The following is a 24067-nucleotide window of genomic DNA, read 5'->3' as shown; positions in this document are numbered from 1 at the left end:
GCCCGGCGCCACACAAGACCACCGCAAGCGACCAAAGGGTATAACATAGTCTTATCCCTCTCTTCCTGGACGATGGTGTTGAGAGTAGTGTGAGATGCGCAACGGCGGGCGGGTCGGTTATGCCGCAAAGCCTTGCGGTACCGATCGTGTTCTGACTGAATTTGAGGAGGTTTGTTTGGCCGGCATGAGGATCGATCCCAAGAAAATTCTCTACCTCGCAACGATCATTGAGCATGGCAGCCTTAAGAGTGCTGCCAAAGCGCTGGATATGTCGCAGCCGGCCCTCACCACGTCGATGAACCGGCTTGAAGAAGAACTTGGGATGCGAGTTCTTGAGCGGAGCCCGACCGGCGTCGTACCAACCGCCACAGGTGAGATCCTGTACTGCCATGCGCGGCTGATCCGTGACGAGATCAGTCTTGCCGCCCGTGCCTTGGTAAGCGCGCAAGGCGGGAACCCGGGCATCATCCGAGTGGGCAGTCTTCCGAGCCTGGCCAGTTCGATAATGCCCATCGCTCTCAGTCGATGGCGGGACAGATACCGGGAGCGAGAGCTCGAGATCGTCGAGGTTCCACAAATCGACTTGCTCACAGGTCTACTGCGCAGGGAATTCGATTTCGTTTTCGGCTTTACGGAGTGCTACGACCTCGAAAACGGGCTTCGCCAGCGCGTGCTTTTCCGGGACAAGCTCTGCGTCATTGCTCGCACTGGGCACCCATTGGCGTTTGAACGCAATTTGCAATGGGAAGTGCTCGTAACCTATCCGTGGGTGTGTCCAACGGCCCGACGGTCGCATGTCATCCTTGATGCGGCATTGAAAAGAGCCAACGTCGCACCGCCGGAACAGATGACCGTTTGCGGCTCGGTCACACTGCTAAAGTCCCTTGTGGTCAATGGCGATCATCTGGCTGTACTTCCCGCTCACGCCGTGCGCGTCGACTTGGATGAGGGACGCCTCTGCCGACTGGATGTCACCGATCCGGCCCTTGACCGCAACATTGCGGTCTTCTTCCGTGAGGGCTATCAGCTCGATGAACCAAGCCGGGAGCTTGTTTCGCTCGTCGGCTCCGTTGGACAAGAGCTGTCCGCCAGGGAAAGAGAGAGGGCGGCGCTCGAGACCAGCGCGCCGCCTGAAGACAATGTCACGGGGACAGAGGCAGCAACTCCTGTGCCCGCTCCTTGAGACCGAATACTGCCTTTACCTCGAGATATTCTTCCAGGCCGAAGATCCCCATCTCACGACCGTTGCCGGACTGCTTGTATCCTCCCATCGGAGAAGCGGGATCGCCTGCCGCGCCGTTATAGAAAACGCGTCCGGCGCGCAGTCGGTTTCCGACCTCGTATCCCTTTTCGGGGTCACCAGAGAAGACGTAGCCAGCCAATCCGAAGGGACCTTCGTTAGCGATCGCAATTGCCTCCTCTTCGTCGTCATAGGCGATCACAGCGAGGACCGGGCCGAATATTTCCTCTCGGGCGATCGTCATTTCGGGTGCCACATCCGAGAAGATCGTGGGCCGCACGAACGCACCTCTATTAAGACCGTCAGGTAGCCCCGGTCCGCCGCAAACAAGCGTCGCGCCCTCCTCAAGTCCGATCTCGATATAGCGCTGAACGCGGTCAAACTGAGCCCGGTTTACCATCGGCCCCATGGTCGTCGTCGGGTTACGAGGATCACCGATGCGGATCTCTTCGACCTCCTCTTGCATCGCGGTCAACGCTTCGCCCAGCTTTTCGCGGGGGATCAAGAACCGGCTCGGGGCATGGCAGGATTGGCCGGTGTTAAAGAAGCAGCGCTGCACATTCCACCGTGCGGCAGCTGCGATGTCCGCGTCTGGCAAGACGATGTTCGCGGACTTTCCGCCAAGTTCCAAGGATACCCGTTTGATCGATTGTGCTGCGACGGCGCCAACGCGTGCGCCCGCACCCGTTGAACCGGTAAATGAAATTAGATCCACCTCCGGATGGGCGGCAATAGCCTCGCCGACAGTGGCCCCCTCGCCTACGACAAGGTTGACAACGCCCTTCGGGACCTCGGCCGCCTCAAGAATCTCGGTCAGCAAAATGGCGCTTATCGGCGTGACCTGGCTCGGCTTGCAGACCACTGTGCAGCCAGCGGCGAGCGCGTAGGCGATCTTCACAGTCAACGTCTGGATCGGCCAGTTCCACGGCGACACGAGCCCGCACACGCCAATCGGCTCGCGCCGAATAATCGTGTCGCCGATACGGGTTTCAAAATGGTAGCTCTCAAGAACCTTCCGGGCCTGACGAAAATGCGTGAGCGGCCCCGCGACCTGCACGCGCGCACTTACCGGGCATCCCATTTCCTCCGCGATGACGGCCGAAAGTTGGTCCATTCTCGCTTCGTATGCGGCGATGATCCGGTCAAACAGGGCGAGGCGCTCGGCAACCGTTGTCTGAGAAAAGGTCGTGAAGGCGCGTCGCGCGGCCGCAACGGCTCGGTCTACGTCCACCGCTCCGCCCATCGCGACCCGTGCGAAAGGAGTGTCGGTCGACGGATCTGAAAGTTCCACGACCCTCGATACGAAGGGTTGAACCCACTCGCCGTCGATGAACAGCCTGGTGTATTCGCGCATGGTCTGGGTGTCCTTAGCTGCTGTGAGTGTAGCCGCCGTCGCAGGCTATCGTTTGGCCGGTGATGAAACCTGCAGCGGGGCTCGCAAGAAAGATCATCAAGCCGACGAGATCGGTGTGAACCATCCCTCTCTGGATACATTGCTGCGACAGTTGCAGACGCCTGAGGTCGAGTGTCGGATTGACGGCGCGTTCTACTTCCGTTGCGACCGGGCCTGGCCTAATGCAGTTTACGTTTATGCCATCGGGACCCAACTCACGCGCCATCGCGTTCGTCATGCCGATGATTGCGGATTTCGAGGTGACGTAGTGGAGGTAGTTTCGGACACCTTTTGGAACGGCATCGGATGAAACATTGATGATCCGTCCCCAGCCGGCCGCCCGCATCAATGGCGCCACGGCGCGAGCGCACAGAAAAGGTCCCGTTACGTTGACACGGATGACGCGATCCCATTCGTCCAGCGGGATCTTTTCGAAATGACGCTTCTCAAGCGTCGCAAACATTGCTGCATTGTTTATCAACACGTCGATCCGACCATGTTCGGCCATGACAGACTTAACCAAGGTATCGACAGACCCGGCATCAGCGATATCAACCCGAAGCGCGCTGGCATTTCCTCCGCTTGCAATGATCTCGTCGCGGACTTGCTGGGCATTTGCGAGATTGAGATCTGCGACGACGGGCTTAGCGCCGGCGGCCGCGAACTGCCGAGCAAGTTCTCGTCCGATCCCCTGCCCGGCACCTGTTATGAGAACAACCCGATCAGCGACGCTGAAATCGCGAGCCCAACCCGGAACCCCGGAGTCCTGGGGGGTGTGGACGAAAGTGTCTTCGGTTTGGGTAGACGCTCGAACAACCGGTTGTTCAAGCTCGTCGGTAGTTTTGGTCATTGGAATTTCCTTGCGTGCGCCATGGCCGCATTGGTGAAGAAGGTTACGTCGGCTCCCGCAGTCGCGTAGCGGGCTCCAAGTGAGATCATTTCCTTGGCAAGCTCGGGATTTGCGCCAAGTCCACCGACGCCAAGGTAGATTCCGTTCGCCTTGCAGGCATCTGCAACACGCGCGAAGGCGGCGCGAACCGTCGGATGTTCGATCTGCCCGGGAAGCCCGAGCGCGTTGCACAGATCGTTGGCGCCCACGAGAAGCATATCGACACCCTCAACCGCAGCGATCTCGTCAATCGCATCCAGGGCCGCCAACGATTCCACCATGATCACAACCATCGTTGCCGCATTGATGCGTCGCATGGCTTCAATTGCTGGCGTCGGGCGAAACTCAAGCAACGGTAGGCACGGTGCGATCGAGCGATGACCGAGCGGGGGAAACTTGGCGGCTTGAACCACGGCCGCAGCATCTTTGGCGGATTCCACCTGAGGAGCGATCACGCCCATGGCGCCGCATTCGAGCGCTCGAGTGATCGATGCGTGCGCGATATCGACGACACGCACAAGGGGAGTAATCCCCGCCAGATTACTCGCGATGCAGATCTGACTGATCGTCTCTAGCGAGAAGCTATTGTGCTCCAGATCCAAGAAAAGACAGTCGAACCCCGCCGTCTTGGCGATGGCCACGATCTCGACGCCACGAACAAGACGCACGATCATACCAACTGTGAGATTACCGGCCGCCATTTTGGCGACCAACGGGTTCGGGGAGCTTTCGCTCTGCTCTGACATGAGGGACCTCCACTCCAACGCCGAATGCCTCCCATCCGTCGTTTTTGCAATTTTAAGATGTGCTCGCGGGGTGCGGAGCAATGCTGTGATTTTCGATACCAACCAAATTTGAAGCGGCGGGTATGTGGAATCAACCTGCATAAGCGGCAGAACTCGCGAGGTGATAAGATAAGTTATACCCTCGGAAATCGGCATATTCCCGCCGCGGGCTGCGTCTCCTAAAAGTAGGGGAACCTGATTTCGCGAACCGAGGAGGATGATATGCGCATCTCAGAAGCAGCCAAGGCCGAGGGCGGAAGCGTCGGCAGTATGCGGGACGGCAAGCTGGACCAAAAATTTTTGCTGACGGGCGACGACGACTCTCCGAACAACTACCTGTTGAACGTTGGGCGTACCGGCTCCGGCGGCTGGGGAACGCCGCGCCATCGTCACAACTTCGACCAGGTCCGCTACGTCCTCAAAGGCAGCTACCCCGTTTCGCCTCACAAGGTCATGAAAGAGGGCACCGTAGCCTACTTCCCGGAGAGCGTGCACTATGGCCCTCAGGATCGGCCCGAAGGTCTTGAAATGATGGTCATCCAGTTTGGCGGCGCCAGTGGCGAAGGCTTTCTCAGTGTCGCCCGTCGCGAGGCAGCCAATGAAGCGCTCAAGAAGAAGGGCGAGTTCAAGAACGGCGTGTTCACCTGGTATGACGAGAAGGGAAACAAGCACAACAAGGACGGTTCGGCCGCGTGCGTGGAAGAGGCAACGGGCAAGAAGCTTGAGTTCGCCGAGCCCCGCTACGACGACGTCGTGATGATGTACCCGGAATCGAGCCCGTGGGTGAAATCGGCAACGCCCGGCGTTTCGACGAAGACGCTTGGCGTTTTCACCGAGCGCGAAATGCGCCTTGGCTTCATCAAGATCGAGGCCGGCGCGACGTTCGTCACGGGAACCAGAACCGCAATCGAGGTTCTGTTCCTCAGCGAAGGCCAAATCACGGTGGACGGAAAGACCTACGGTCCGCAGACCGCCATCGAGCTCTTGCCGACCGATGTGCCCGCTGAGATCGCCGCAACGGAAGAAGCGCTGCTTCTGGCCATTCGCCTTCCGCAGTTCTGACCCCGACCACACTCCGGATGCCGCCCTGAGGCAATCAGGTCGGCATTGACCTATCCTATCAAAAGGGCATGAAATGAAAGTCGCCAGATTCTCTAACAACGGAAAGGTAATGCTCGGCGTCGTGGACGACGCTGCGGGTACCGTTCAACCGCTCGATTCCCACTTGAATAACATGGCGGATCTTATCCGTTTCAGCGCATCCGGGTTCACCTTCAAGGCAGGATCAAACCCGGGGCTGCCTCTTTCGGACGTCAAGCTCCTGGCCCCGATCGTGCCTGAGCGGAACATCTTCTGCGTGGGTAAGAATTACTTCGAACATGCGAAGGAGTTTGCGGGCAGCGGCTTTGAGGCGGGCGCAGTGAAGGGACAGGAGATAGATTCATACCCCGCGATCTTTTCGAAGCCTCCCAGCACCGTCATTGGTCCTGACGATGTCGTCGAAATGCACCCTGAAGCAACCCAAGCCGTCGACTATGAGGCGGAGCTGGCCATCGTTATCGGCCAGCCCGGCCGCAACATCGCGGAAGCCGATGCTATGCGGCACGTCTGGGGATACACCATCGTCAATGACGTTACCGCCCGCGACCGTCAGCGCAACCATAAGCAGTGGCTCGCCGGCAAGGGGCTCGACACGTTTTGTCCAATGGGTCCATGGATTGTCACCGCCGATGAAATCGACGGCGCCAACCTGGACATCGAGTGCACCGTGAACGGTGAAGCCCGGCAGAAAGCAAATACCAGCGATCTGATCTTCAAGATCCCGCAATTGATCGCTGCTATCTCCGCAGGACTGACGCTGCAGCCCGGCGACATCATCGCCACCGGTACGCCGGCGGGCGTGGGTATCGGATTCACGCCGCCTCGCTTCCTCAAAGCAGGTGATCGCGTAGAGATCACTATTTCTGGCATCGGCTCGCTGGGCAACAGCTTCGCGTAACGTCGCCTTCTGTCGCATTGCGACGGCATGCGGGATGACGTTGCTTTTCATGCAATTCGGTGGAGCGGACCCAAAAGCCCGCTCGCTCAACCCGGCAGCTATCGTCCTTCGGCGAGAAGAGGAGCCAAGGATACTTCCGGTGCATCTTTAATCCCATGACTGTTCTAAGGGAGGAACAAATGAACGTACTGCAGATGACAAGGCGACGACTGTTTGCGGCCGCGTTGGCTCTCGGATCGGTGGCAATGTCCGCCTTGCCGAGTTTCGCAGACGGCGGGCAAATACGCTGGCTGGTTGGTTATCCGCCAGGCGGCTCGACGGATGCCATTGCGCGGCTCCTTGCCGCGCCAATTTCCAAAAAGCTCGACCAGACCATCATCGTTGACAACCGCCCCGGAGCGGGCAGTTCTATCGCGGCCGCTGCTCTGGCCAAGTCGAAACCGGACGGCCTGACGGTGATGTCGGTGGACAACGGCACACTCGTCATCAATCCCGTGGCCTACCGCACACTGCAGTATGATCCGGACAAGGATTTTCGGCCGGTCGGCGTCTACGCTGAGGTGAACTTCCTGCTGGCGGTAGGAAAGGACCAGCCGTTCAAGACCGTCGAGGAATTCCTCGCCCAGGCCAAGACAGCTTCGGACCCGATCGCCTACGCCAGCCCGGGGATCGGGACACCCCTGCATCTTGCGATGGAGCGGATGGCGCGCGAAGCCGGCGTCAAACTCGAACATGTAGCCTACCGAGGCATGGCGCCTGCGCTGAACGACGCGCTTGCCGGTGTGGTCCCGGCCATCGTCATCGACTACACAACTGCACGGGAGATGATCCGTTCGGGGGACCTGCGGCCGCTCGCGATATTTTCCGCCTCTCGCCTCTCTGCGCTTCCCGATGTTCCCACCTTCGGGGAGAAGGCACTTCCCGGGTTTTCGGCTGTCGCTTGGCAGGCCATGGTCGTGCCGCATGACACCCCTGATGAGGTGGTCGGTCGCCTGAGCGATGCGTTGACGATTGCGCTTCAGGATCCATCCGTGAAATCTCGCTACGAGCAGTTGGGCTTGGGCATGCCGCCAAGCGACCCCGCATCGTTTGAAAAGCGCTGGCACGACGACAAGGCTGTTTGGCAGCCATTGATCCGCGATCTCGGGATCACCCTCGGCGAGTGAGAATATGATGGGCTTCCCGCTCGGGAAGCCCATCATTCGTGCGCAAGAGCGCGTCGATGTTGCGTCTGCCAAGTCGCCGGCCTTCCCTCACGTCGCCCTGAGGTCGTGAGAGGGGGTGGCCAAACCTCTCTGACAGATCTCCTGCCCAACTTTCTCGATAATCGAGATGAGGTCCCGACAGGCATCGTCCATCTGATGCCCTTGCCTGAAGTAGAGGGCGATATTCCGATCCAGCGCTGCCGCATCTATCTGGATATTGCACAAGCGACTTTCGGCGAGTTCGTCATTTACGGCATGTACCGGCAGAACCGCCAGATGATCGCTATTTGCGACGACCGCCTTCAATAGGATTACGGAACCGCACACTGTAACATTTTCCGGTGGCGGTATGTTTTCGGCTTTTAACGCCGCGCTGAGAACTGCGTGCGGGCGACGAGCGGTAGGAAATACCCACGGAAAGTTGACCAGAGTGGACCAATCGACATCCTGCTTTCCCTCAAGCGGGTGACCTTTTCGTGCAATGACCAAGAGCTTATCCCGAAACAACACACGTTGTCGCAAGCCCTCCTCGAGGTCGTAACATTCCGTGAAGCCAATCACGAAGTCGAACTCCCGTCGCAAAAGGCCGACCAGCAAATCGATCTGAGGGCTTTCGACGATCTGCAGTTCACGGTCGGGGTGAGCCTGTCCCCACTTTTGCAGCGCCAGGGGCATGACTGTGGTCGCCAGGCTCGGCAGGCTTCCCAGTCTAACAGCAGCGGGGGTCCCTCCCCATGCGTTGAGCAAGGCGCGCTCCGCCAATCCGATTTCATCTCGAATGAGCCGTGCATGGCAATAGAGGATCTCGCCGAGCGCTGTCGGGATGATACCCTTGGGGGTCCGCTCAAAAGCGCGAATCCCAAGCTTGCTTTCGAGCCGGCTCATGGAGCCGGAGAGTGCCGGCTGAGTAACCTTCAAGGCGCGGGCGGCTCTTTTTAGGCTCCCGTGTTCAATGATCGTGGCAAGATAGAGCAGCTTCTTGGGGTCGATCTTCAGCATGAGGTGTTGCATCGGCATCGTCCCCGATCCTGCTTTACTGGCTCCGTTACTGCGGCCAGCGGGTGTCGCCCTATGCTCCCGTGTCGAGTTCGACCATCCACTAACTCACGCGCCCGCCGCCCGCCCTTATCGTGGGAGGCCATTCACCTTCAATCGGACACGGTAGAGCGCATTCGTAGCGCAGATGTACATCAGATTGCGGCGCGACCCTGCGAAGGTCAGATTTGCCGCAATCTTTCCGAGCTTGATTTTACCAAGCAGGGCGCCGCTGTCGTTGTAACAGTGGACACCGTCTCCAGCGGTGATCCAAATATTGTCGTCGCTATCAAGTCTCAGACCATCGAAAATTCCGACTGCACAGTCGGCAAGTACGCCACCGCCGCTGAGGCGGTTGTCCGGGCCGACATCGAAGGCGCGCAGGTGCGCCGGGCCATCTTCGAAATGGCTTTTGCCGCTATCGACGACATAAAGGGTCTTTTCGTCTTTCGAGAAGGCCAGACCATTGGGCATCACCATATCGGTGATCTTTGCCTCGACTTCACCTGTCGCCGGATCGACACGATAAACGTGACAACCGTCGATTTCGGGATCCGCCTTGATGCCGTCGAGGTCGTGAAGGATCCCGTAGGTCGGGTCTGTAAACCAAACGGCTCCGTCAGATGTCACGACCGCGTCATTCGGAGAGTTCAGTTTTTTTCCACGCCAGCTGTCCGCAATCGTTGTGATCGTCCCGTCGTGCTCCGTTCGGCTTACCCGCCGATAGCGGTGCTCGCAGCTCAAAAGGCGGCTCTGCAGATCAACCGTCTGTCCGTTTGGATGACCGCAGTCCTGCCGGAATACGCTTATCGATCCGTCCGTTTCGTCCAGCCGCAAGATCCGGTCGTTCGGAATATCCGTGAAGAGCAGATACCGCCCAGCGGGGAAGTAGGCCGGCCCTTCGGTGAAAAGTCCCTGGCTGAACAATTCTTCGGGCGGAAAGATCGGCGCCACCATATCACCAAATGCTTTTTCCACGATCTCGTAATGCTCAAACATTCCTACTTCCCGATGCTTATAGCCGAGGGCTACGGCGCGCTAATTCTTGATGATGGTGGGGCCCGACCGAAGTCGGGCTTGCCGACTTCTACTTGGCGCTTACAACGTTTTTCAGCGTCCAGTCATAGGCGTACTTCACCCACACGATGTCGCTATCGGCCATGCCTTTGTAGCTCGTCTTGAGTTCCTGCAGACCGATGGTGGGAATAGGTGCGACCATCTTCATGGGCACCTCGACGCCGCTCAATTTGGCATAGGCCACGTTCACGGCCAGGCTGCCGATGCCGGGGTCAACATTGATGGCCACGGACTCATACCCAGACTTAGCATTGAGGTCGATCAGCAGGTTTACGTCCGTTCCGTCAAAGCCATACACCTGCAACGGCACGGCGCGGCCGTCCGCCAGAAACGCCTGTCCGGCTCCGAATGCTGCAACACCCTGGGAGAAGATGATGTCGACCTTCGGCAGGGATGGGAGAATGGCTGCAACGCGTTGCTGTGCGACGGACTGGTTCCAGTCACCGTAGACTTCTGAAACGATCTTGATGTCCGGATATTTCGCTAGTGCGCGAATATATGCGTCCTGGATTGCCTGTTCGGCGGCATTTCCGGCAAGCCCGCGAATGTTCAAGGCGTTACCCTTACCACCTGTCCGCTCGGCGATGTAGCTGACGTATTTCTGGCCAAGTTCGTTGTAGTCGAACTGGAGATCGATCGCCTTGGCATTCGTGACGGAGCCGAGAGCGGTTGTGAGCACAGGTATGCCCGCGCTGACGGCGTTGTCGATCGCTCCGTTCAGTGCAGTATCGGACAAGGGTTCCAGGATGATGAAGTCGACGCCCTGCAGCGTCATGTTGTTGATCTGTTGAATTTGCGTCTGGGGGTCGCCGGCGGCGTCGACGACAGCCAGCTCGACTGTCTTGCCCTTAGCGCTGAGCTCACCCGCCGCCCACTGGGCCGCAGCGAGAAAACCCTTTTGCCAACTGTTGCCCTGGAATGGCATAGCGACGCCGATGGTAAACTTGTCTTTTGCCTGCACGGTGCCTGTGGCAAGTGTGGCCACAAGCAGCAGCCCTCCGGCCAGAATGGACCGCCTTTTGAAGGTGTTATTCGTCATTTTCTCCTCCTTAATGACTGTTGTGTCTCGATCTTCGACCTACCTGCGCTCGGGCGAGCGAACGGCCACGAGGCAGACCGTCACCAGGACGATCAATCCCTGGATCACGTATTGCGCACCAATGCTGAATTGCAGAAGGATCAGATCGGATTGAGCCAGCGTAAGCACCAGCGCTCCTGTGGCCGTTCCAAAAACGGACGTCACTCCACCGGTGATCCGGGTCCCGCCGACTACGACCGCCGCAACCGATCCCAGCAAGTAGCTGCGGCCAACGTCAGCGGAGACGCCACCTTGGTACGTCGTCAGTAGGACGCCCAGCCAAGCCGCCAGCACGCCCGAAAGAACGAACGCGCCCAGGATCAACCAACCCCTCTTGACGCCCGCCAGGCGCGCCGCTTCGCCATTTTGCCCGAGCGCGTGAACCTGCAATCCAAACACCGTTCGTGAAAGCAGCACCGCCACCACCAGCAGCGTCACGATAGAAATTGCGAGCGCCCCGGAACCCCCCCAGACACGCATTCGCAGCGAAGCCTCGAAAAGCCCCCCTATTCGACTGAAGCCCGCGCTCTGGATCGCAACGATGAAGCTGTATATGATGTAGCCGGAAGCAAGTGTCGCCACGATTGCAGGAATGCGCAGCCGGACGATCAAGACGGTATTCACCGCTCCCGCAAGACCTCCAACCAAAAGCGTAAGGGCCAGTGAGCCGATAACATTGCCGTCTCCGACGATGCCGGCCGACATGACGTAGGCGCCAAAGGTGATAATGAACGGCAGAGAAAGGTCAAAATTGCCTGGTCCGCTTGCGATAACGATCATCTGAGCCGTGCCTGCAAGCGCCAAGAAACCTGCAATCGTCGCATTCGCAAGAAGGAAGGAAAGGGATAGCGTTCCTGTGGCATAGCCGGCGACCAACCAAAGGATGAGGGCTGCGATCAGCGCCCCCATCCATGGGCGCTTGAAAACATGGCGCCAGGTCGCCTGCGAGGTGCCGTCCTCCGGCAAGGTCGTTTCGGTAATGGAAGACGTCGTTTGTGGGGTCATGGCTCGATCGACCTCGCGAGCGAACGGAAACTGAGGGCAAGGATCAAGATCAGTCCACCTATGGCGGTGGAGTATTCTGAGCTAATCCCAAGGAAGGTCAGATTGGTTGCGACGAGCGAAATACCGATGATGGCCATCACCGCACCGATCGGAGAGACGATCCCGCCGGAGAAACTTGCGCCGCCGACAACTACGGCTGCTACGGTTGCCAAAGTGAAGCTCGATGCAACGTGGACGTTTCCGGCACCTGTCGTTGCCGTCAGCAGAAGTCCCGAAAGCACCGCAAACACGCCCGCAAGCGAATAGATCGTCACTCGACCGGCTAGCGCCGAGAAACCCAACGCAACAAAGGTGCGCCGGTTGTGGCCGAGTGCACGCAGTCGGATGCTGTAGCCCCAACCGCGGCAGATCCAGAGGCCGACGAGTGCCACGGCAACCAACACATAGCAGGCCAGCGGAAGCGGCCACAGCTTGAGGTTTGCAATGGCCGTCAGCCATCCCGGCGATTGTCCGCCAGGAGTTTCACGGACGATGAGGCCAATCCCAAGCCATACGAACGAAGCGCCCAGGGTGGCAACCACGGAAGACACACCAAGAAGCTCGACGATTAGCGCCAAAATGACGTACCCGCCGACAACCAAACCGATCGTAAGGACGCCGATCGCCGGCTCATCCGCCAGATAAGTCGCAGCGAGAACATTGACGAGGCCGATGGCGAAACCCAACCCGAGGTCGATGTCGCCGCCAAGAAGGAACAGCATCTGAGCGATTACGGCGAAAGCCAGCGGCAACGACGCCTGAAGGAGAAGCTCCAGCCCGAATGTGCTGAGGACGTTTGGCTGCTGCCAGACGGCGAGGACAAACATCGTGAGCATCAAAATGGCAGCAGGCAGCGAGCGCCAGGCAAGGAGCTGTGTCAGAGACGCCTTGGCAGGAGTGTCGACTTCCACGGTCGCGTTTGCCGTCGAGGGGATACCGGGGCGAAGAAACGATGCTTGGACGATACGTTCTTCCGTCGCTTCCATCCCGTCGAATTCAGCCACGATATGCCCGCGCGCCATGACATATACTCGGTCGCATTTTTGGAACTCGGCCACCTCCGTCGAATAAAGTATGGCGCTTCGCCCCTTCTCCTTGAGTTTGTCGAGGATCTCGTAGATTGAAGCCTTTGCGCTGGCATCGACCCCGCGGGTGGGATCGTCCAACAGCAGCAGTGGCGCCTCGCTCGCGAGCGCGCGTCCAAGAAGCGCGCGCTGCTGGTTGCCGCCGCTGAGGCTGGTGATGGGAGACTGCGCCCGGTGCGCCAGACCGAGTTCCATCAGCCACTTTTGAGCAGACGTTTTCAAAGCCGCGAAATCGACCAGTCCCGCATAAGACAGCCTTGGTGCCGCGGATATGGCAACGTTGTCATGCACGTTCCATAGTGGAAGCAGACCTTCTCGCTTCCGGTCGCCGCTGACATAGGCGATATCACTGCTCGAAGAGACGGCGCCCTGACTTCGTTTGCGAGCGGAGAAAATCGCCTGCAACAACTCGCGCTGACCAGCGCCTTCCAGACCGGCAATCCCGACAATCTCGCCGGCACCAACACGCATGGCGACGTCACGAAGACGGGCTGAAGATAGTGCTTGGACGGTCAGAAGGTCTTTTGAGTTCGTGTCGCTTGACCGCGGGCCTACCGGCGCGCCGTGCTCCACTGTCGCTCCTAGCAACGACAGTAACTCGTCATGTGTCAGGTTTCGTCCGTCGCCGTCAAAGTGCAGCTTGCCGTCGCGCAGGACAACGACGCGGTGCGCCAGGCGTATCGCTTCCTCCAGCTTGTGGGTGACGTAGATGATCGATACGCCCTCGGCCGCCTTGCGGGTCACAAGATCTGCCAGTTGATCCGCCTCGTGGGACGAGAGCGCAGAAGTGGGTTCGTCGAGGATGACAAGCCGTGTTCCTGTCTCAGTCATCGCCCGTGCGATCTCGATCATCTGGCGTTCGGCAATCGACAGTCCCGAGACCTCGGCCCCAACATCAATCTTGTTGCCCGGGAAAACCTGCAACCGCTCTTGAGCCCGCCTCACCATGTCGCGTCGCGATCCTTGGCTGCCGCCCTCAGAGGTAAGCGCCAGGTTTTCAGCGACAGTGAGGTTGGAGAAAGTCGAGAGCTCCTGGAACACACGTTGGATGTCCCGATTTCGCGCTGTTGCTCCAACGTATTTTTCGAAATCGATTGGATTCCCGTCGACAGCCATTGTCCCGGAACTTGGTTGCAGAGTACCGCCAATGACGTTCAGGAAGGTCGACTTGCCTGCCCCGTTGGGACCGAGCAGCACCACGATTTCGCCGGCGTGGATATCAACGCTGACATCACGAAGGACGCGATGGCTGCCGAAACTCTTCGAGAGATCACGTGCCGAGATAAGTGGCGGCCCCAGGTTCCCCCGAGGGCCTTCCGTTGCTCGGTTCTCGTCCATCGTCTCCTCCTCCAGAAGACATTGCAGTGCCGAAAGCCCGGGCACACGGACAGCATCAGGCGGTCCGATGTCGTTCAACGGACAGCCGTGGCCCCAGGGGCATTGCTCAATGTGGTTTGAAACAGTCTGGCCGGGATCAACCCTGGCCTGCTGCCGGATGGATGTGACTGGCACCCAACCGGCAATGATGCGCTTGGCTGCTACAGGCAGGCCGTCTGGCCGCCATCCACCGACACGACGGCTCCGGTCATGAAGCTGGCATCGTCGGTCAGGAGAAACACGATCACGGCTGCAATTTCCTCCGGCTCGCCCATGCGGCCGATCGGGTGCGCTGCATTGATACGCGCTACGGCCGCCGGGTCCTGCAACATGTACTCGACCAGAGGCGTTTTGGTCATGCCAGGCGCCACTGCGTTGACCCGAATGCCGAGGGGGCCCAGTTCAGGCGACATCGACTTCGTGATGCCCGAAACTGCAAACTTGGAAGCCACATACGGCAAGCGATTAGGCACTCCCATCACGCCCGCCCCGGACGAAATATTCACGATGGCGCGCGGGCTTTTATCATCGCGCACCGCACGCACGAAGGCTTGGCACATGTTGACGGTGCCTCCCAGGTTCACTGCCATGACGCGTTCGAGCTTCTCCGGCTCTACATCCAGTACATTCGCAACGCCGGTGATGCCTGCACAATTGATCAATCCATTCAGCCTGCCGAGCCGCGCGCGCGTATCGCTTGCCAAAGTTTCGGCTGCAGCCTGATCGCGGACATCGAGCACTGCGCCCGAGATGCGATCGCTGTCGCCGAATTCGGAGACGATCTTGTCTACCGCTTCCTGGGTGACGTCGACTGCCACCACGTCGGCCCCCTCCGAGTGCAGACGCCGGACGCATGCCGCACCAATACCGCTTCCTGCACCGGTCACGATCACGGTACGGCCTTCAAATCGTTTCATTCCAGTTTCCTCCACTGCATGCCGGAGCGTCGCTTGGGTCGGCTCCATGTAAACCGGCAACATCGGCCGGAGATCTTTCTTGCGGTGCGCCTCCCGACGCGCTCGCCATGTCGAACGGTATTCGGTTGAGGCCTGTGTTTGTCAACGCAGGGTTTTGCGCAGCCGCCATCGCGTGGAGAAAGCGTCCAAATAGATTGATGAAATATATTGTTATTTATCAATGCATTATCTGCGGACCTCAACCAATTTTATGATATAGCATAATGTTATATCGCGGCACCAGATATAGGGTTGGCCGCCTTTCCGGTGTGCGCAAGCGCCAGGCGATAAATTGAGGTTATATGGTTGATTTGCCTCGGACGTCGTTTTCCAGCACCTCTTCCGTGTGCATGGAAGTTGCGGGATTCTGAACTGGAGACTAGGTGCGCCATCGAACGACTGCTGCAGAAAAGCACCCTCCCACTATCGTGTCGCGGCACACGGGCAAGTTCCAAGGCGTGGAATTATATGTGGTTTCGGCCGGCCCGCTCGACATCGGCGAGCCGAATAAGGTGTTCGATGTCGAGCACCGCGACCAAGGGGAGGTTTTGGAGCTCAGCGGCAAAGGCAGGCTTGTCGTCGAGCAGAACGTTCTGGCAGTGAGAAGCCGGGGCCGGAGCGCCATTTTCGAGACCGGCACGCCGGTTGGAGATATGGAGATAAATCTGCTGCATGCAGGTCTTGTCTCGGCGGGGTTCGAGCTCGACCGGATCGACGCTGTAATCCCCACGCATGCCCACCTGGATCACGTTGGGGGAATAATGAACTCTGCCGGACAGAGAAACTTCCGCAATGCGGCAATTCACCTCCATGCGTCCGACGTTGAATTCTGGCTTGCCGACGAACGGCTCGGCACCCGTGCCGAGCGTTCGGCGCTTGTGGCTCGCCGCAATCTCGTGCCCAACCTCGATCGACTGGAGTTCCACATCGATGGCCAGGAGACCTTTCCAAGCGTCACGGCGATGCATACTCCTGGCCACACTGTTGGACATACGAGCTTTGTGGTTGGCTCGGGCAATGACGTTCTCCTTGTCGTTGGCGACATCGTTCATCACGAGTGTCAACTGGCATATCCTCGCATGAAAATGCTCTTCGATACGGATCCTGACGCGGGTGTCGAAACGCGGCTCAAAACACTCGAGTTTCTCGCATCGCGGTCAATGCCGGCCTTCTTCTACCACTTCCCGTTTCCAGGTATCGGCTACGTGGAACGCGTTGGCGATGCCTATCGCTTTTGCCCGTTGCCAGACTGCGAATGGAGCTGACAGGGCAAAAGTGCGGGGGATCGGGCCAATCTGCCGTTGTGCTCTGGTTCGCCCCAAAGGACGTCAACCGCCTGTGACGCTCATGTGCCGTGGGACGGACGGCCGATTTCGCGCGCGATCAATGACGAAATCGTGCCCTTTCGGTTTGCGTGCAATTGCCTCGTCGATCGCGGCACCAAGGAGTTGGTCGTTCTGCGAACGGAGAACCGTCCGCAACTCCGCGGCATCATTCTGGCCGAGGCACATGTACAATGTGCCAGTGCAGGTAATGCGTACGCGGTTGCAACGCTCGCAGAAATTGTGCGTCATCGGCGTAATCAGGCCGAGGCGGCCATTGGTTTCGGCAATTTCCACGTAGCGGGCTGGTCCGCCTGTCTCGTAGGCGATGTCTCTCAAAGTAAACTGATTTTCAAGATCGGCACGGACCTTCGACAACGGCAGATACCGATCGGTTCGATCCTCATCGAGGTCGCCCATGGGCATCGTCTCGATGATCGTCAGGTCCATTCCACGACCATGGGCAAACCTGAGGATATTCGGGATTTCTTGATCGTTCACGCCCTTCAGTGCGACCGTATTCAACTTTACGTTCAAGCCCGCCCTCTGCGCGGCATCGATGCCATCCATCACTCTGGAGTAATCTCCCCAGCGGGTAATCCGCCGGAATTTTTCCGGATCGAGCGTATCGAGGGAAACATTGATGCGACGAACGCCGCTCTCATACAACTCGGCGGCAAATCGGGCGAGCTGAGAGCCGTTTGTCGTCAGCGTCAACTCTTGGAGTCCGGTCCCTACCTGTTTCCCGAGCGCCCGTACGAGGGACATGAGGTCCTTGCGCACCAAGGGCTCTCCACCAGTCAGGCGGATTTTCGTCACGCCTTTGGCAATAAAGGCCATACAAAGACGGTTCAATTCCTCGAGGGTCAGCAGATCTCTCTTCGGCAGGAACGTCATGTTCTCCGCCATGCAGTAGGTGCAACGGAAATCGCATCGGTCGGTCACCGACAGTCGGAGGTAGGTGACAGCTCGCCCGAACGGGTCGATCATCGGCGAGGACCCCCCGACGTCACCATTTGATGCTTCTTTCATCGCCCAAACGCCTCCAATCGGGACGCAGCAACGTCCGCAAGAACCGAGAGTGCGAGTGACGCAGAGTCGCGCGCGGGACCGAACAGGCCGATTGGCGCCTTGATGCGTGCAAGCTCCGTTTCGCCGTGTCCCAGCCTCAACAGTCGATCAACGCGCCGGCGGTGCGTGCGCCGGCTACCTAAGGCGCCCAGATAAAAGCATGAGGTTTGCAGTGCTGCCTGAAGGACCGGAATTTCCTGTTCCAAATCATGGTGCAAGAGCAGGATTGCCGAAAACGGATCGACCACCTCCCCGATGAAGTGCGATCCCCCACCCGGGGCCAGAACTGCTACTTCAAAACCTGAGCATTCTGCAAGGCGCGCCACACTTCGCACTTCGGTCGTCTGTCCCGAGATAATGATTTGCGTGCGAGGGCGATAGACGGCCAAAAAGCTGTCTCCCGCCCATCCTGCACGATCCGCGGCGTCGGCCAGTACCAGCGATTGTCTTTCCGGTGAGTATCGCAGGCCGGTCGCTTGGCGTAGCTCCAATCGTTCTAGGACCTTCTCGATTTCTGCCGCCTCCCGCAAGACGTGGATCGCGACCGTGATTCCACCCCCACACGGAAGGACAACATCGAGGAACGGAGATCCGTCGCCGAAGAGTACTGTACGGTCGCATCCGTCTGCCATGGCAAGCAGGGCTTCGGCGGCGACGGCAGCTTCGACACACCCTCCGGAGACGTACCCGGCAAAGCGACCATCGCTTGAGGTGATCACCTGTGAGCCGAGTGCTCGCGCAGCGCCGCCGCGGATATCAACGAGTGTAGCGATCGCGACCTGCCCCTCAACAAAGGCTTCGGCGGCGAACTTGAGGAGTTCGATTGGCTCATCCGTGAGAAGCGCTCTGACGGGTGTCGGCAATTGGTGATTTGGGATGTCTTTCACATCAGATCCTTGTTGGTCGCCGGCGGCCTCCTCCTCGGCGCCAAGGCAAAAAAATAATGACGACCGTTGTCTGCCCGCGTCGCCTCCTCAACCGCCAAGCAACGACGGAGCCGGCGGGACAACCCGCCGGCAAGCATGTCTCGGTCTCAAACCCGCAACAGGGCTTTGATCGCGCGACGTTCGTCCATCGCGCGATACCCCTCGGCGACGTCGATCAGAGGCACCTCGAGGTCGAACACCTTACCGGGATTGATGGTACGGTTCAGTACCAGCTCCATGAGGTAGGGAAGATAGCGACGGACCGGCGCCGGGCCACCCATAAGGCTCTTCTGAGCAAAAAACAGGGTCTGTCCATCGATCTGAACACCATGCGGAACTCCGACAAAGCCAATGTGGCCCCCGGGACGTGCGCAATTCATCGCCTGGGTCATGGCTTCTTGCGTTCCCACGCATTCGAGAACGGATTCGGCACCGACGCCGTCTGTCAGTTCCTTGACCCGGGCCACTCCTTCGTCGCCTCGTTCCGAGACGATATGGGTCGCGCCGAATTCAAGCGCGAGATCCTGACGGGTCTTGTGCCGGCTCATCGCGATGATCCGTTCAGCTCCCATTTGCTTGGCGGAGAGTACGCCCATCAGACCGACCGCGCCGTCGCCGACGACTACGGCCGTCGAGCCAGGCTGGACTCGCGCCGCGTCGGCCGCATACCAGCCGGTGCCAAGGACATCCGAAACGGCCAGCAAGCTCGGAATGAGGTCGTCGGACGGCATGTCGGGGGTTGCGACCAGGGTGCCGTCAGCGAGAGGAATTCGCGCAAAAGGAGCCTGCGCACCGGACATAAACTCCCGTTGTTCGCAGGACGACGGAAATCCGAACCGGCAATGGGGGCATGTATTGTCGGAAATACAGAACGACCCTACGACAAACTGGCCGGGTTTTACCGTCTTGACCTCATCGCCGACTTCGACGACCACACCACAATATTCATGCCCCATGTGTGCAGTCCCGCTCGTGGGTTGGAGCCCGCGGTAGGGCCAAAGATCAGAGCCGCAAACACAGGACGCTGCCAACTTGATGATAGCGTCCGTGGGTTTGAGAATTTTTGGTTCGGCAACCTCCTCACAACGGATGTCACCTTTGCCGTGCAGAACTGTAGCCAGCATTTTTCACTCCCTATCGATGGCGTCAGGACAGGCGTTCGATGCGAAGCGGAAACTCGCCGCGCGTGAGCAGTGGCTCGACGCCGCCATCAATGCGACCGAGCCGGATTAGGTCTCTTGTCGAGACGTAAGTGCCGTAGAAGAAAGCGAGATTGCCCCACGGGATATAGTAGCACAGGTCGCCCGGGGCCTCATTCGGGAACGGCCCCCTTGCTTCCAAATTGATCCTGCGCGGCAGGTACGCGATTTTCTCGTTGGAGAAATCCGAGAACGTCAGATCCAGCGGAAGCATCGAGCCAAAGTCACGGGCAGACGGATTGTCATGCAGCGTCACCGTGACGTCGTGACCAGCGAAAACAAAGCGTGCCTTCATGTGTGTCGTCTCCTGAGACCAGGCGGAATGCGGCAGGGCGGCGCCAGCAATGCCGCCCCCGAGCAAGGTTCGGCGCGTGATAAGCGGGGCTTCTCGTTTCATTCTGTGCGTGCCCAATCACGCCACGCCGCCCAACCGGCGGCCGACGACCCGAGCAGAAGAACGGCCGCCAATGCGAACGAACTCCACCATCTGCCCCAGTCGAACAGAAGCCCACCAGCTGCCGCGCCGACGGTTATTGCAAATTGGATGACAGCGACCTGGAGGCCGCCACCTGCTTCCGCGTCATCGCGCAGAACCCTGCTCAGCCAAGTACCCCAGCCAACGGGCGCAGCGGTGCCGAAAAAGCCCCATGCAATCAGAAGGGCTGCAACCGCAAACTTTACCGAACCAAACGCAATGAGCATCGCAGCTATCGATGCCATGACAAGGGGAATGCCAATAACGATCGAATAAAGACGCGTGGCGAGCAGTGAACTAAAGCTCCAGGTCCCAACGACGCCGGCAAGTCCCATCAACAAAAGCACCAGAGACAAGGCGGAAACGGAGTAGCCTGAGACGGTCTCAAGAAAGGGCCTCAGATAGGTGAACAGCGCGAACTGGCCCATGAACAAAAGCAGGATCGCTGTCATGCCGATCGCGACTTGCCTGCGTTTGAGCAGGCGGAAAACGTTGCCGGTAGTGCCTCTTTGGAGCGGTGGCAGCGAGGGCATGCTCAGCCACTGCCAGACAAGCGCTATCAGCGCCAAAGGCACTACGAAAAAGAAAGCTCCACGCCATCCGATGTAGTCACTGAGAAAACTGCCGAGCGGTGCGGATATTGTCGCCGCAATCGCGTTTCCAGCGTTCAATATCGAAAGGCCCTTCGGCACGGCGGAGGCCGGCAGAAGGCGCATGACAATGGCGGTGGACATCGACCAGAATCCACCAATAGCAATACCAAGCAGGGCGCGACCGATCATCAGGGCTGTGTAGTTTGGGGCGAAAGTGACGATGCAGCCCGAAGCGACCAACAGAAACGAGAGCGATGACAGGACAGCTCTACGATCAGTGCTACGTGTTATCCCTGCGATGACCAAGCTGGTTATCACGGCAAACAGCCCGGAGATTGAAATTGCCTGCCCTGCCTGGCCCTCGGTCATCACAAGATCGCTTGCGATCGGTGTCAAAAGGCTGACAGGCATGAACTCTGAAGCAATCAGTACAGCGACGCTAAGTGCCATCGAAATGACGGCACCCCAGGCCGCGACCGGGCGCATCTGGCTCTTGTCGTAGGCCAAGTTGGTCGTCATGTTTCGCCTTTCAGTTCAACGAGTGCTTTCCCGTCCGGATTGACTAGCACGGCGGGAGAAATCGAATTAGCCGATGCTGCTCACTTGCATTAATCGAACTGACGCATAATTCCGGAAAAAACTGGGACGTGGCGACGCCGCACCACGACGTCGCCACCAGGCAAACCTGCTTTCCGATCCCTAGCGCGAGCCAAGGAACTCGATGATCGCGCGCCGCTCATCCGCATTGTTGAAACGTTGAGTCATGCGCGTGCCGCGCACCATCGTGCCCGGATTCGCCAAGAACGTTTCCAGCGTTTCGGGTGTCCAAGTCACTCCGGAGGCTTTGAGGGCGGGCGAATATTTGAAGCCCTCGACACTTCCGGCCGGCCGTCCGACGACCCCCTGCAGATGGGGGCCAACGCCGTTGCGAGTGGTGGCAAGCTGATGGCATGTGCCGCAGCGTTGCTGGAACAGCCGCGCTCCAGGCGCGGCATCCGTTCCTTGCGAATGGGCAGGCGCAGATGCGCCTGCCACAATGAGAGGAGCCAACAGGGCAAGGGCGAGCGTTTTCAACCGTCAACATCCTTGAGATCGAGCTTGGACAAAGGCAGGCTGCGAACGCGCTTGCCGGCGAGGACTGAAAGGGCGTTGGCTACGGCCGGCGGAACGCCGGGCAGACCTGGCTCGCCAATCCCGCCCATGGGTGCGCCGCTTTCTACGATCCGGACATGGACCCGCGGCATGCGGTCCGGCGTCAGGATCTGATAGCCGTCGTAGTTGCGGGCCTGTGGCACGCCGTCCACGTAAACGACTTCCTCGAGCAGCGCTGAGGAAAGACCAAGAGCAACGGCCGAGTTCATCTGGGCTTCGATGATTGCCGGGTTGACGATGCTGCCCGGATCGATCGCCACCCAGACGTCGTGCACGACAATTTCGCCATCGCGCAACGACACCTCGGCAATCGTCGCAACTTCGCTGCCAAAGGGTGAGGCCATGGCGACGCCTCTTGCGCGCCGGGTGCCGTCTTCGGCCGCGAACGGTCCCCGCTTCCACCCGCCGGCGAGATCGGCCACGGCCTCCAGCAGCGATCTGTGACGCGGACTTCCCGCCAGGAGACGCAGGCGCAGCTCATAAGGATCCTGCTGGCCTGCATCAGCCATTTCATCGAGGAACGTCTCGTAGAAAAAGTCGTTCATCGAATGTCCGACAGAACGCCAAAAGCCGATGATCGCAGGGTCGTCAACATGGATCTGGCCGACACGTCTATTGGGGATCGCGTAGACCTTGCCGGCGATGCCCTCGACGGAGGAACTGTCGACCTTGTCGGGTTGACGACCAAACCAACGGCCAGTGGGTCCCTCTCCGATCGCGACTGCTGAAAGTGCCACGGGAGTGCCGTTGGCATCAATTCCCCCGCGGAAACGAACTGCAGCCATCGGCCGCAGCGCATCGCGCAGGAATTCTTCCTCGCGGCTCCAGAGCAGCTTGATCGGGCGACCAACCGCCTTGGCAAGCAGAATCGCCTGGGGATACGGGTTTGCCGTCTGATACAGGAAGTGCCGCCCAAAGAAACCGCCCAGCATCGGCGAGTGGACGATGACCTTCTCCGGTGCGATGCCAGCGACCTTCGCGGCGTCGGCCTGGAACATCTCCGGCGCCTGGTTGGGAAGCCATAGCTCCAGAGTGCCATCCTCGTTCCAGCGCGCGAGCGCCGATGGGGGTTCGAGCTGGCCGTGCACGAGATAAGGCGCGTCATAGACCGCCTCGACCACGCGCGCTGCGCCCGCAAGCGCACCAGCCGCATCGCCCTCCGTTTCGAAGGCTACGCCGTCGCCGGACGCCGCTTTCAATTTCGCCATATGCGCTGCGGACGAAAAATCGGCTGGCATCGGGTGCGATGCCGTGGAAGCGGCCTCAGTCCAGTTCACCTGCAAGGCCTCGACAGCGCGGCGGGCGCGCCACCAACTGTTGGCGACCACGGCAACTGCGCCCGGAAGTCTGTGGACGGAATGGACGCCGGGCATGCCGCGAACCTCAGCTTCATTCTGCATGGCCCCTGGCTCGCCGCCGAGCCGCGGGCTGTGCTGGACAGCTGCATAGAGCATTCCCTCGACCGTCTGGTCGATCGAGTACTTCGCCTTGCCCGTCGACTTGTCGCGCGCGTCAAGTCGCGCGAAAGGTTTGCCAATCCAACGGAAGTCTGCCCGATCACGCAGCGCGACATCAGCTGGCAACGGCAAGTCCGCTGCGTCGTCGGCTATTTCGCCGTAAGGCACAGCGCGACCTGTAGCAGCGTGCACCACCTTCCCGGGTTCCGTCGACAGCTCGGATACGGGTACGCCAAGCTTTGTCGCGGCCGCCTGCAGCAGCATATGCCGAGCGGATGCGCCGAGCTTGCGCATCGTTTCGTAGCTCATACGGACCGACATGCTGCCGCCCGTGAACCGCCCGCCACCGGTCAGAAGATAATCGGGGCCGGGAGGCGCGCCTTCCACGACGAAATTCGCCGGATCGACGTCCAGCTCCTCGCCGACGATCTGCGCCATGGCCGTAAAGATCCCCTGTCCTCCTTCGATGAAGGCACTGCGGAATAGAACCGTGCTGTCGGGCCGGATTTCCAGGAATGCAGCAACCCGTGAGCCAGGCGTGACGGACGCTGGAGCGGCCGCTAACGCGCGGGTACGGCCCGCAGGGAGCGTGACCCCAAGGACAAGTGCGCCCAGCGATGCGCCAAGAAAGCCGCGGCGGGATACTTTGAAAGGCTTGCCGTTCTCGCTGCCCACAACCTCGGGGGCCATTGGTGTCATGTCATTCATG

The 24067-nt window shown here is 59.4% G+C and carries 21 protein-coding genes; 5 read left to right on the top strand and 16 right to left on the bottom strand.

Annotation, left to right across the window (positions count from 1 at the left end; translation table 11 throughout):
• Positions 1–94 precede the first annotated feature (94 nt).
• Entirely contained in the window at positions 95–1183 is a 1089-nt protein-coding gene (locus IB277_RS21520) for a LysR family transcriptional regulator (protein ID WP_371813640.1), read from the top strand.
• Here the strand turns inward: IB277_RS21520 and IB277_RS21515 are convergent.
• From IB277_RS21515 to IB277_RS21505, 3 genes are read right to left on the bottom strand one after another with little or no spacing between them, the layout of a single operon-like run.
• Entirely contained in the window at positions 1143–2594 is a 1452-nt protein-coding gene (locus IB277_RS21515) for an aldehyde dehydrogenase family protein (protein WP_192371651.1), read from the bottom strand. The two genes, IB277_RS21520 and IB277_RS21515, sit on opposite strands and share 41 nt — an antisense overlap.
• A gap of 13 nt (positions 2595–2607) precedes the next feature.
• Complete coding sequence (locus IB277_RS21510) at positions 2608–3483, bottom strand: SDR family NAD(P)-dependent oxidoreductase (RefSeq protein ID WP_192371650.1); 876 nt, start codon at positions 3481–3483, stop codon at positions 2608–2610.
• Positions 3480–4268, bottom strand: coding sequence for an HpcH/HpaI aldolase/citrate lyase family protein (locus IB277_RS21505; protein ID WP_246812781.1), 789 nt, complete (start codon positions 4266–4268; stop codon positions 3480–3482). Before IB277_RS21505 ends, IB277_RS21510 begins: the two co-directional genes overlap by 4 nt.
• 261 nt (positions 4269–4529) lie before the next feature.
• Between IB277_RS21505 and IB277_RS21500 the strand changes: the two genes are divergently transcribed.
• The 3 genes from IB277_RS21500 (at position 4530) to IB277_RS21490 (ending at position 7472) form a co-directional block, all read left to right on the top strand.
• Entirely contained in the window at positions 4530–5369 is an 840-nt protein-coding gene (locus IB277_RS21500; protein ID WP_192371649.1) for a hypothetical protein, read from the top strand.
• Between the two features lie 73 nt (positions 5370–5442).
• The gene (locus IB277_RS21495) at positions 5443–6306 is read left to right on the top strand and encodes a fumarylacetoacetate hydrolase family protein (RefSeq protein WP_192371648.1); all 864 of its coding nucleotides are present in this window, start codon (positions 5443–5445) and stop codon (positions 6304–6306) included.
• A 179-nt stretch (positions 6307–6485) separates the two neighbouring features.
• Positions 6486–7472, top strand: a complete 987-nt coding sequence (locus tag IB277_RS21490; protein WP_192371647.1) for a tripartite tricarboxylate transporter substrate binding protein — start codon at positions 6486–6488, stop codon at positions 7470–7472.
• An 87-nt stretch (positions 7473–7559) separates the two neighbouring features.
• On the opposite strand, the gene IB277_RS21485 is transcribed toward IB277_RS21490, so the two are convergent.
• The 6 genes from IB277_RS21485 to IB277_RS21460 all read right to left on the bottom strand — a co-directional run bounded on the left by IB277_RS21485 (position 7560) and on the right by IB277_RS21460 (position 15124).
• On the bottom strand, positions 7560–8510 hold the full coding sequence (locus tag IB277_RS21485; RefSeq protein WP_246812779.1) for a LysR family transcriptional regulator: 951 nt from the start codon (positions 8508–8510) through the stop codon (positions 7560–7562).
• A 126-nt stretch (positions 8511–8636) separates the two neighbouring features.
• Positions 8637–9545, bottom strand: a complete 909-nt coding sequence (locus tag IB277_RS21480) for an SMP-30/gluconolactonase/LRE family protein (protein ID WP_192371646.1) — start codon at positions 9543–9545, stop codon at positions 8637–8639.
• A gap of 88 nt (positions 9546–9633) precedes the next feature.
• Positions 9634–10662, bottom strand: coding sequence for a substrate-binding domain-containing protein (locus IB277_RS21475; RefSeq protein ID WP_192371645.1), 1029 nt, complete (start codon positions 10660–10662; stop codon positions 9634–9636).
• A gap of 39 nt (positions 10663–10701) precedes the next feature.
• A complete protein-coding gene (locus IB277_RS21470) occupies positions 10702–11706 on the bottom strand; it encodes an ABC transporter permease (protein ID WP_246812778.1) in 1005 nt (334 codons plus the stop codon).
• On the bottom strand, positions 11703–14168 hold the full coding sequence (locus IB277_RS21465; protein WP_192371644.1) for an ATP-binding cassette domain-containing protein: 2466 nt from the start codon (positions 14166–14168) through the stop codon (positions 11703–11705). Before IB277_RS21465 ends, IB277_RS21470 begins: the two co-directional genes overlap by 4 nt.
• A 200-nt stretch (positions 14169–14368) precedes the next feature.
• Positions 14369–15124 (bottom strand): SDR family NAD(P)-dependent oxidoreductase, encoded by a 756-nt coding sequence (locus tag IB277_RS21460; protein WP_192371643.1) that lies wholly within the window; start codon positions 15122–15124, stop codon positions 14369–14371.
• A 422-nt stretch (positions 15125–15546) separates the two neighbouring features.
• Between IB277_RS21460 and IB277_RS21455 the strand changes: the two genes are divergently transcribed.
• Complete coding sequence (locus IB277_RS21455; protein WP_192371642.1) at positions 15547–16428, top strand: MBL fold metallo-hydrolase; 882 nt, start codon at positions 15547–15549, stop codon at positions 16426–16428.
• Positions 16429–16491: 63 nt separating this feature from the next.
• On the opposite strand, the gene moaA is transcribed toward IB277_RS21455, so the two are convergent.
• From moaA to IB277_RS21420, 7 genes are all read right to left on the bottom strand, one after another.
• Positions 16492–17517, bottom strand: coding sequence for a GTP 3',8-cyclase MoaA (gene moaA, locus IB277_RS21450; RefSeq protein ID WP_192371641.1), 1026 nt, complete (start codon positions 17515–17517; stop codon positions 16492–16494).
• Positions 17514–18443 (bottom strand): XdhC family protein, encoded by a 930-nt coding sequence (locus IB277_RS21445; RefSeq protein ID WP_371813639.1) that lies wholly within the window; start codon positions 18441–18443, stop codon positions 17514–17516. The genes moaA and IB277_RS21445 overlap by 4 nt, the downstream gene beginning before the upstream one ends.
• 146 nt (positions 18444–18589) lie before the next feature.
• On the bottom strand, positions 18590–19606 hold the full coding sequence (locus tag IB277_RS21440; RefSeq protein WP_192371640.1) for a zinc-dependent alcohol dehydrogenase family protein: 1017 nt from the start codon (positions 19604–19606) through the stop codon (positions 18590–18592).
• 22 nt (positions 19607–19628) lie between these two features.
• The gene (locus IB277_RS21435; RefSeq protein WP_246812777.1) at positions 19629–20078 is read right to left on the bottom strand and encodes a cyclophilin-like fold protein; all 450 of its coding nucleotides are present in this window, start codon (positions 20076–20078) and stop codon (positions 19629–19631) included.
• Positions 20075–21268 carry an MFS transporter gene (locus tag IB277_RS21430; protein WP_246812776.1) on the bottom strand — a complete coding sequence of 398 codons (1194 nt, stop codon included), beginning with the start codon at positions 21266–21268 and terminating at the stop codon, positions 20075–20077. The genes IB277_RS21435 and IB277_RS21430 overlap by 4 nt, the downstream gene beginning before the upstream one ends.
• Positions 21269–21448: 180 nt before the next feature.
• A complete protein-coding gene (locus IB277_RS21425) occupies positions 21449–21823 on the bottom strand; it encodes a cytochrome c family protein (protein WP_192371638.1) in 375 nt (124 codons plus the stop codon).
• On the bottom strand, positions 21820–24066 hold the full coding sequence (locus IB277_RS21420; protein ID WP_192371637.1) for a xanthine dehydrogenase family protein molybdopterin-binding subunit: 2247 nt from the start codon (positions 24064–24066) through the stop codon (positions 21820–21822). The genes IB277_RS21425 and IB277_RS21420 overlap by 4 nt, the downstream gene beginning before the upstream one ends.
• Position 24067 lies beyond the last annotated feature (1 nt).

Origin of the sequence: Ensifer sp. ENS07 (assembly GCF_014852185.1) — a bacterium.
Lineage (GTDB): Bacteria > Pseudomonadota > Alphaproteobacteria > Rhizobiales > Rhizobiaceae > Ensifer > Ensifer adhaerens.
This window is presented reverse-complemented; position numbering and strand designations above follow the sequence as displayed.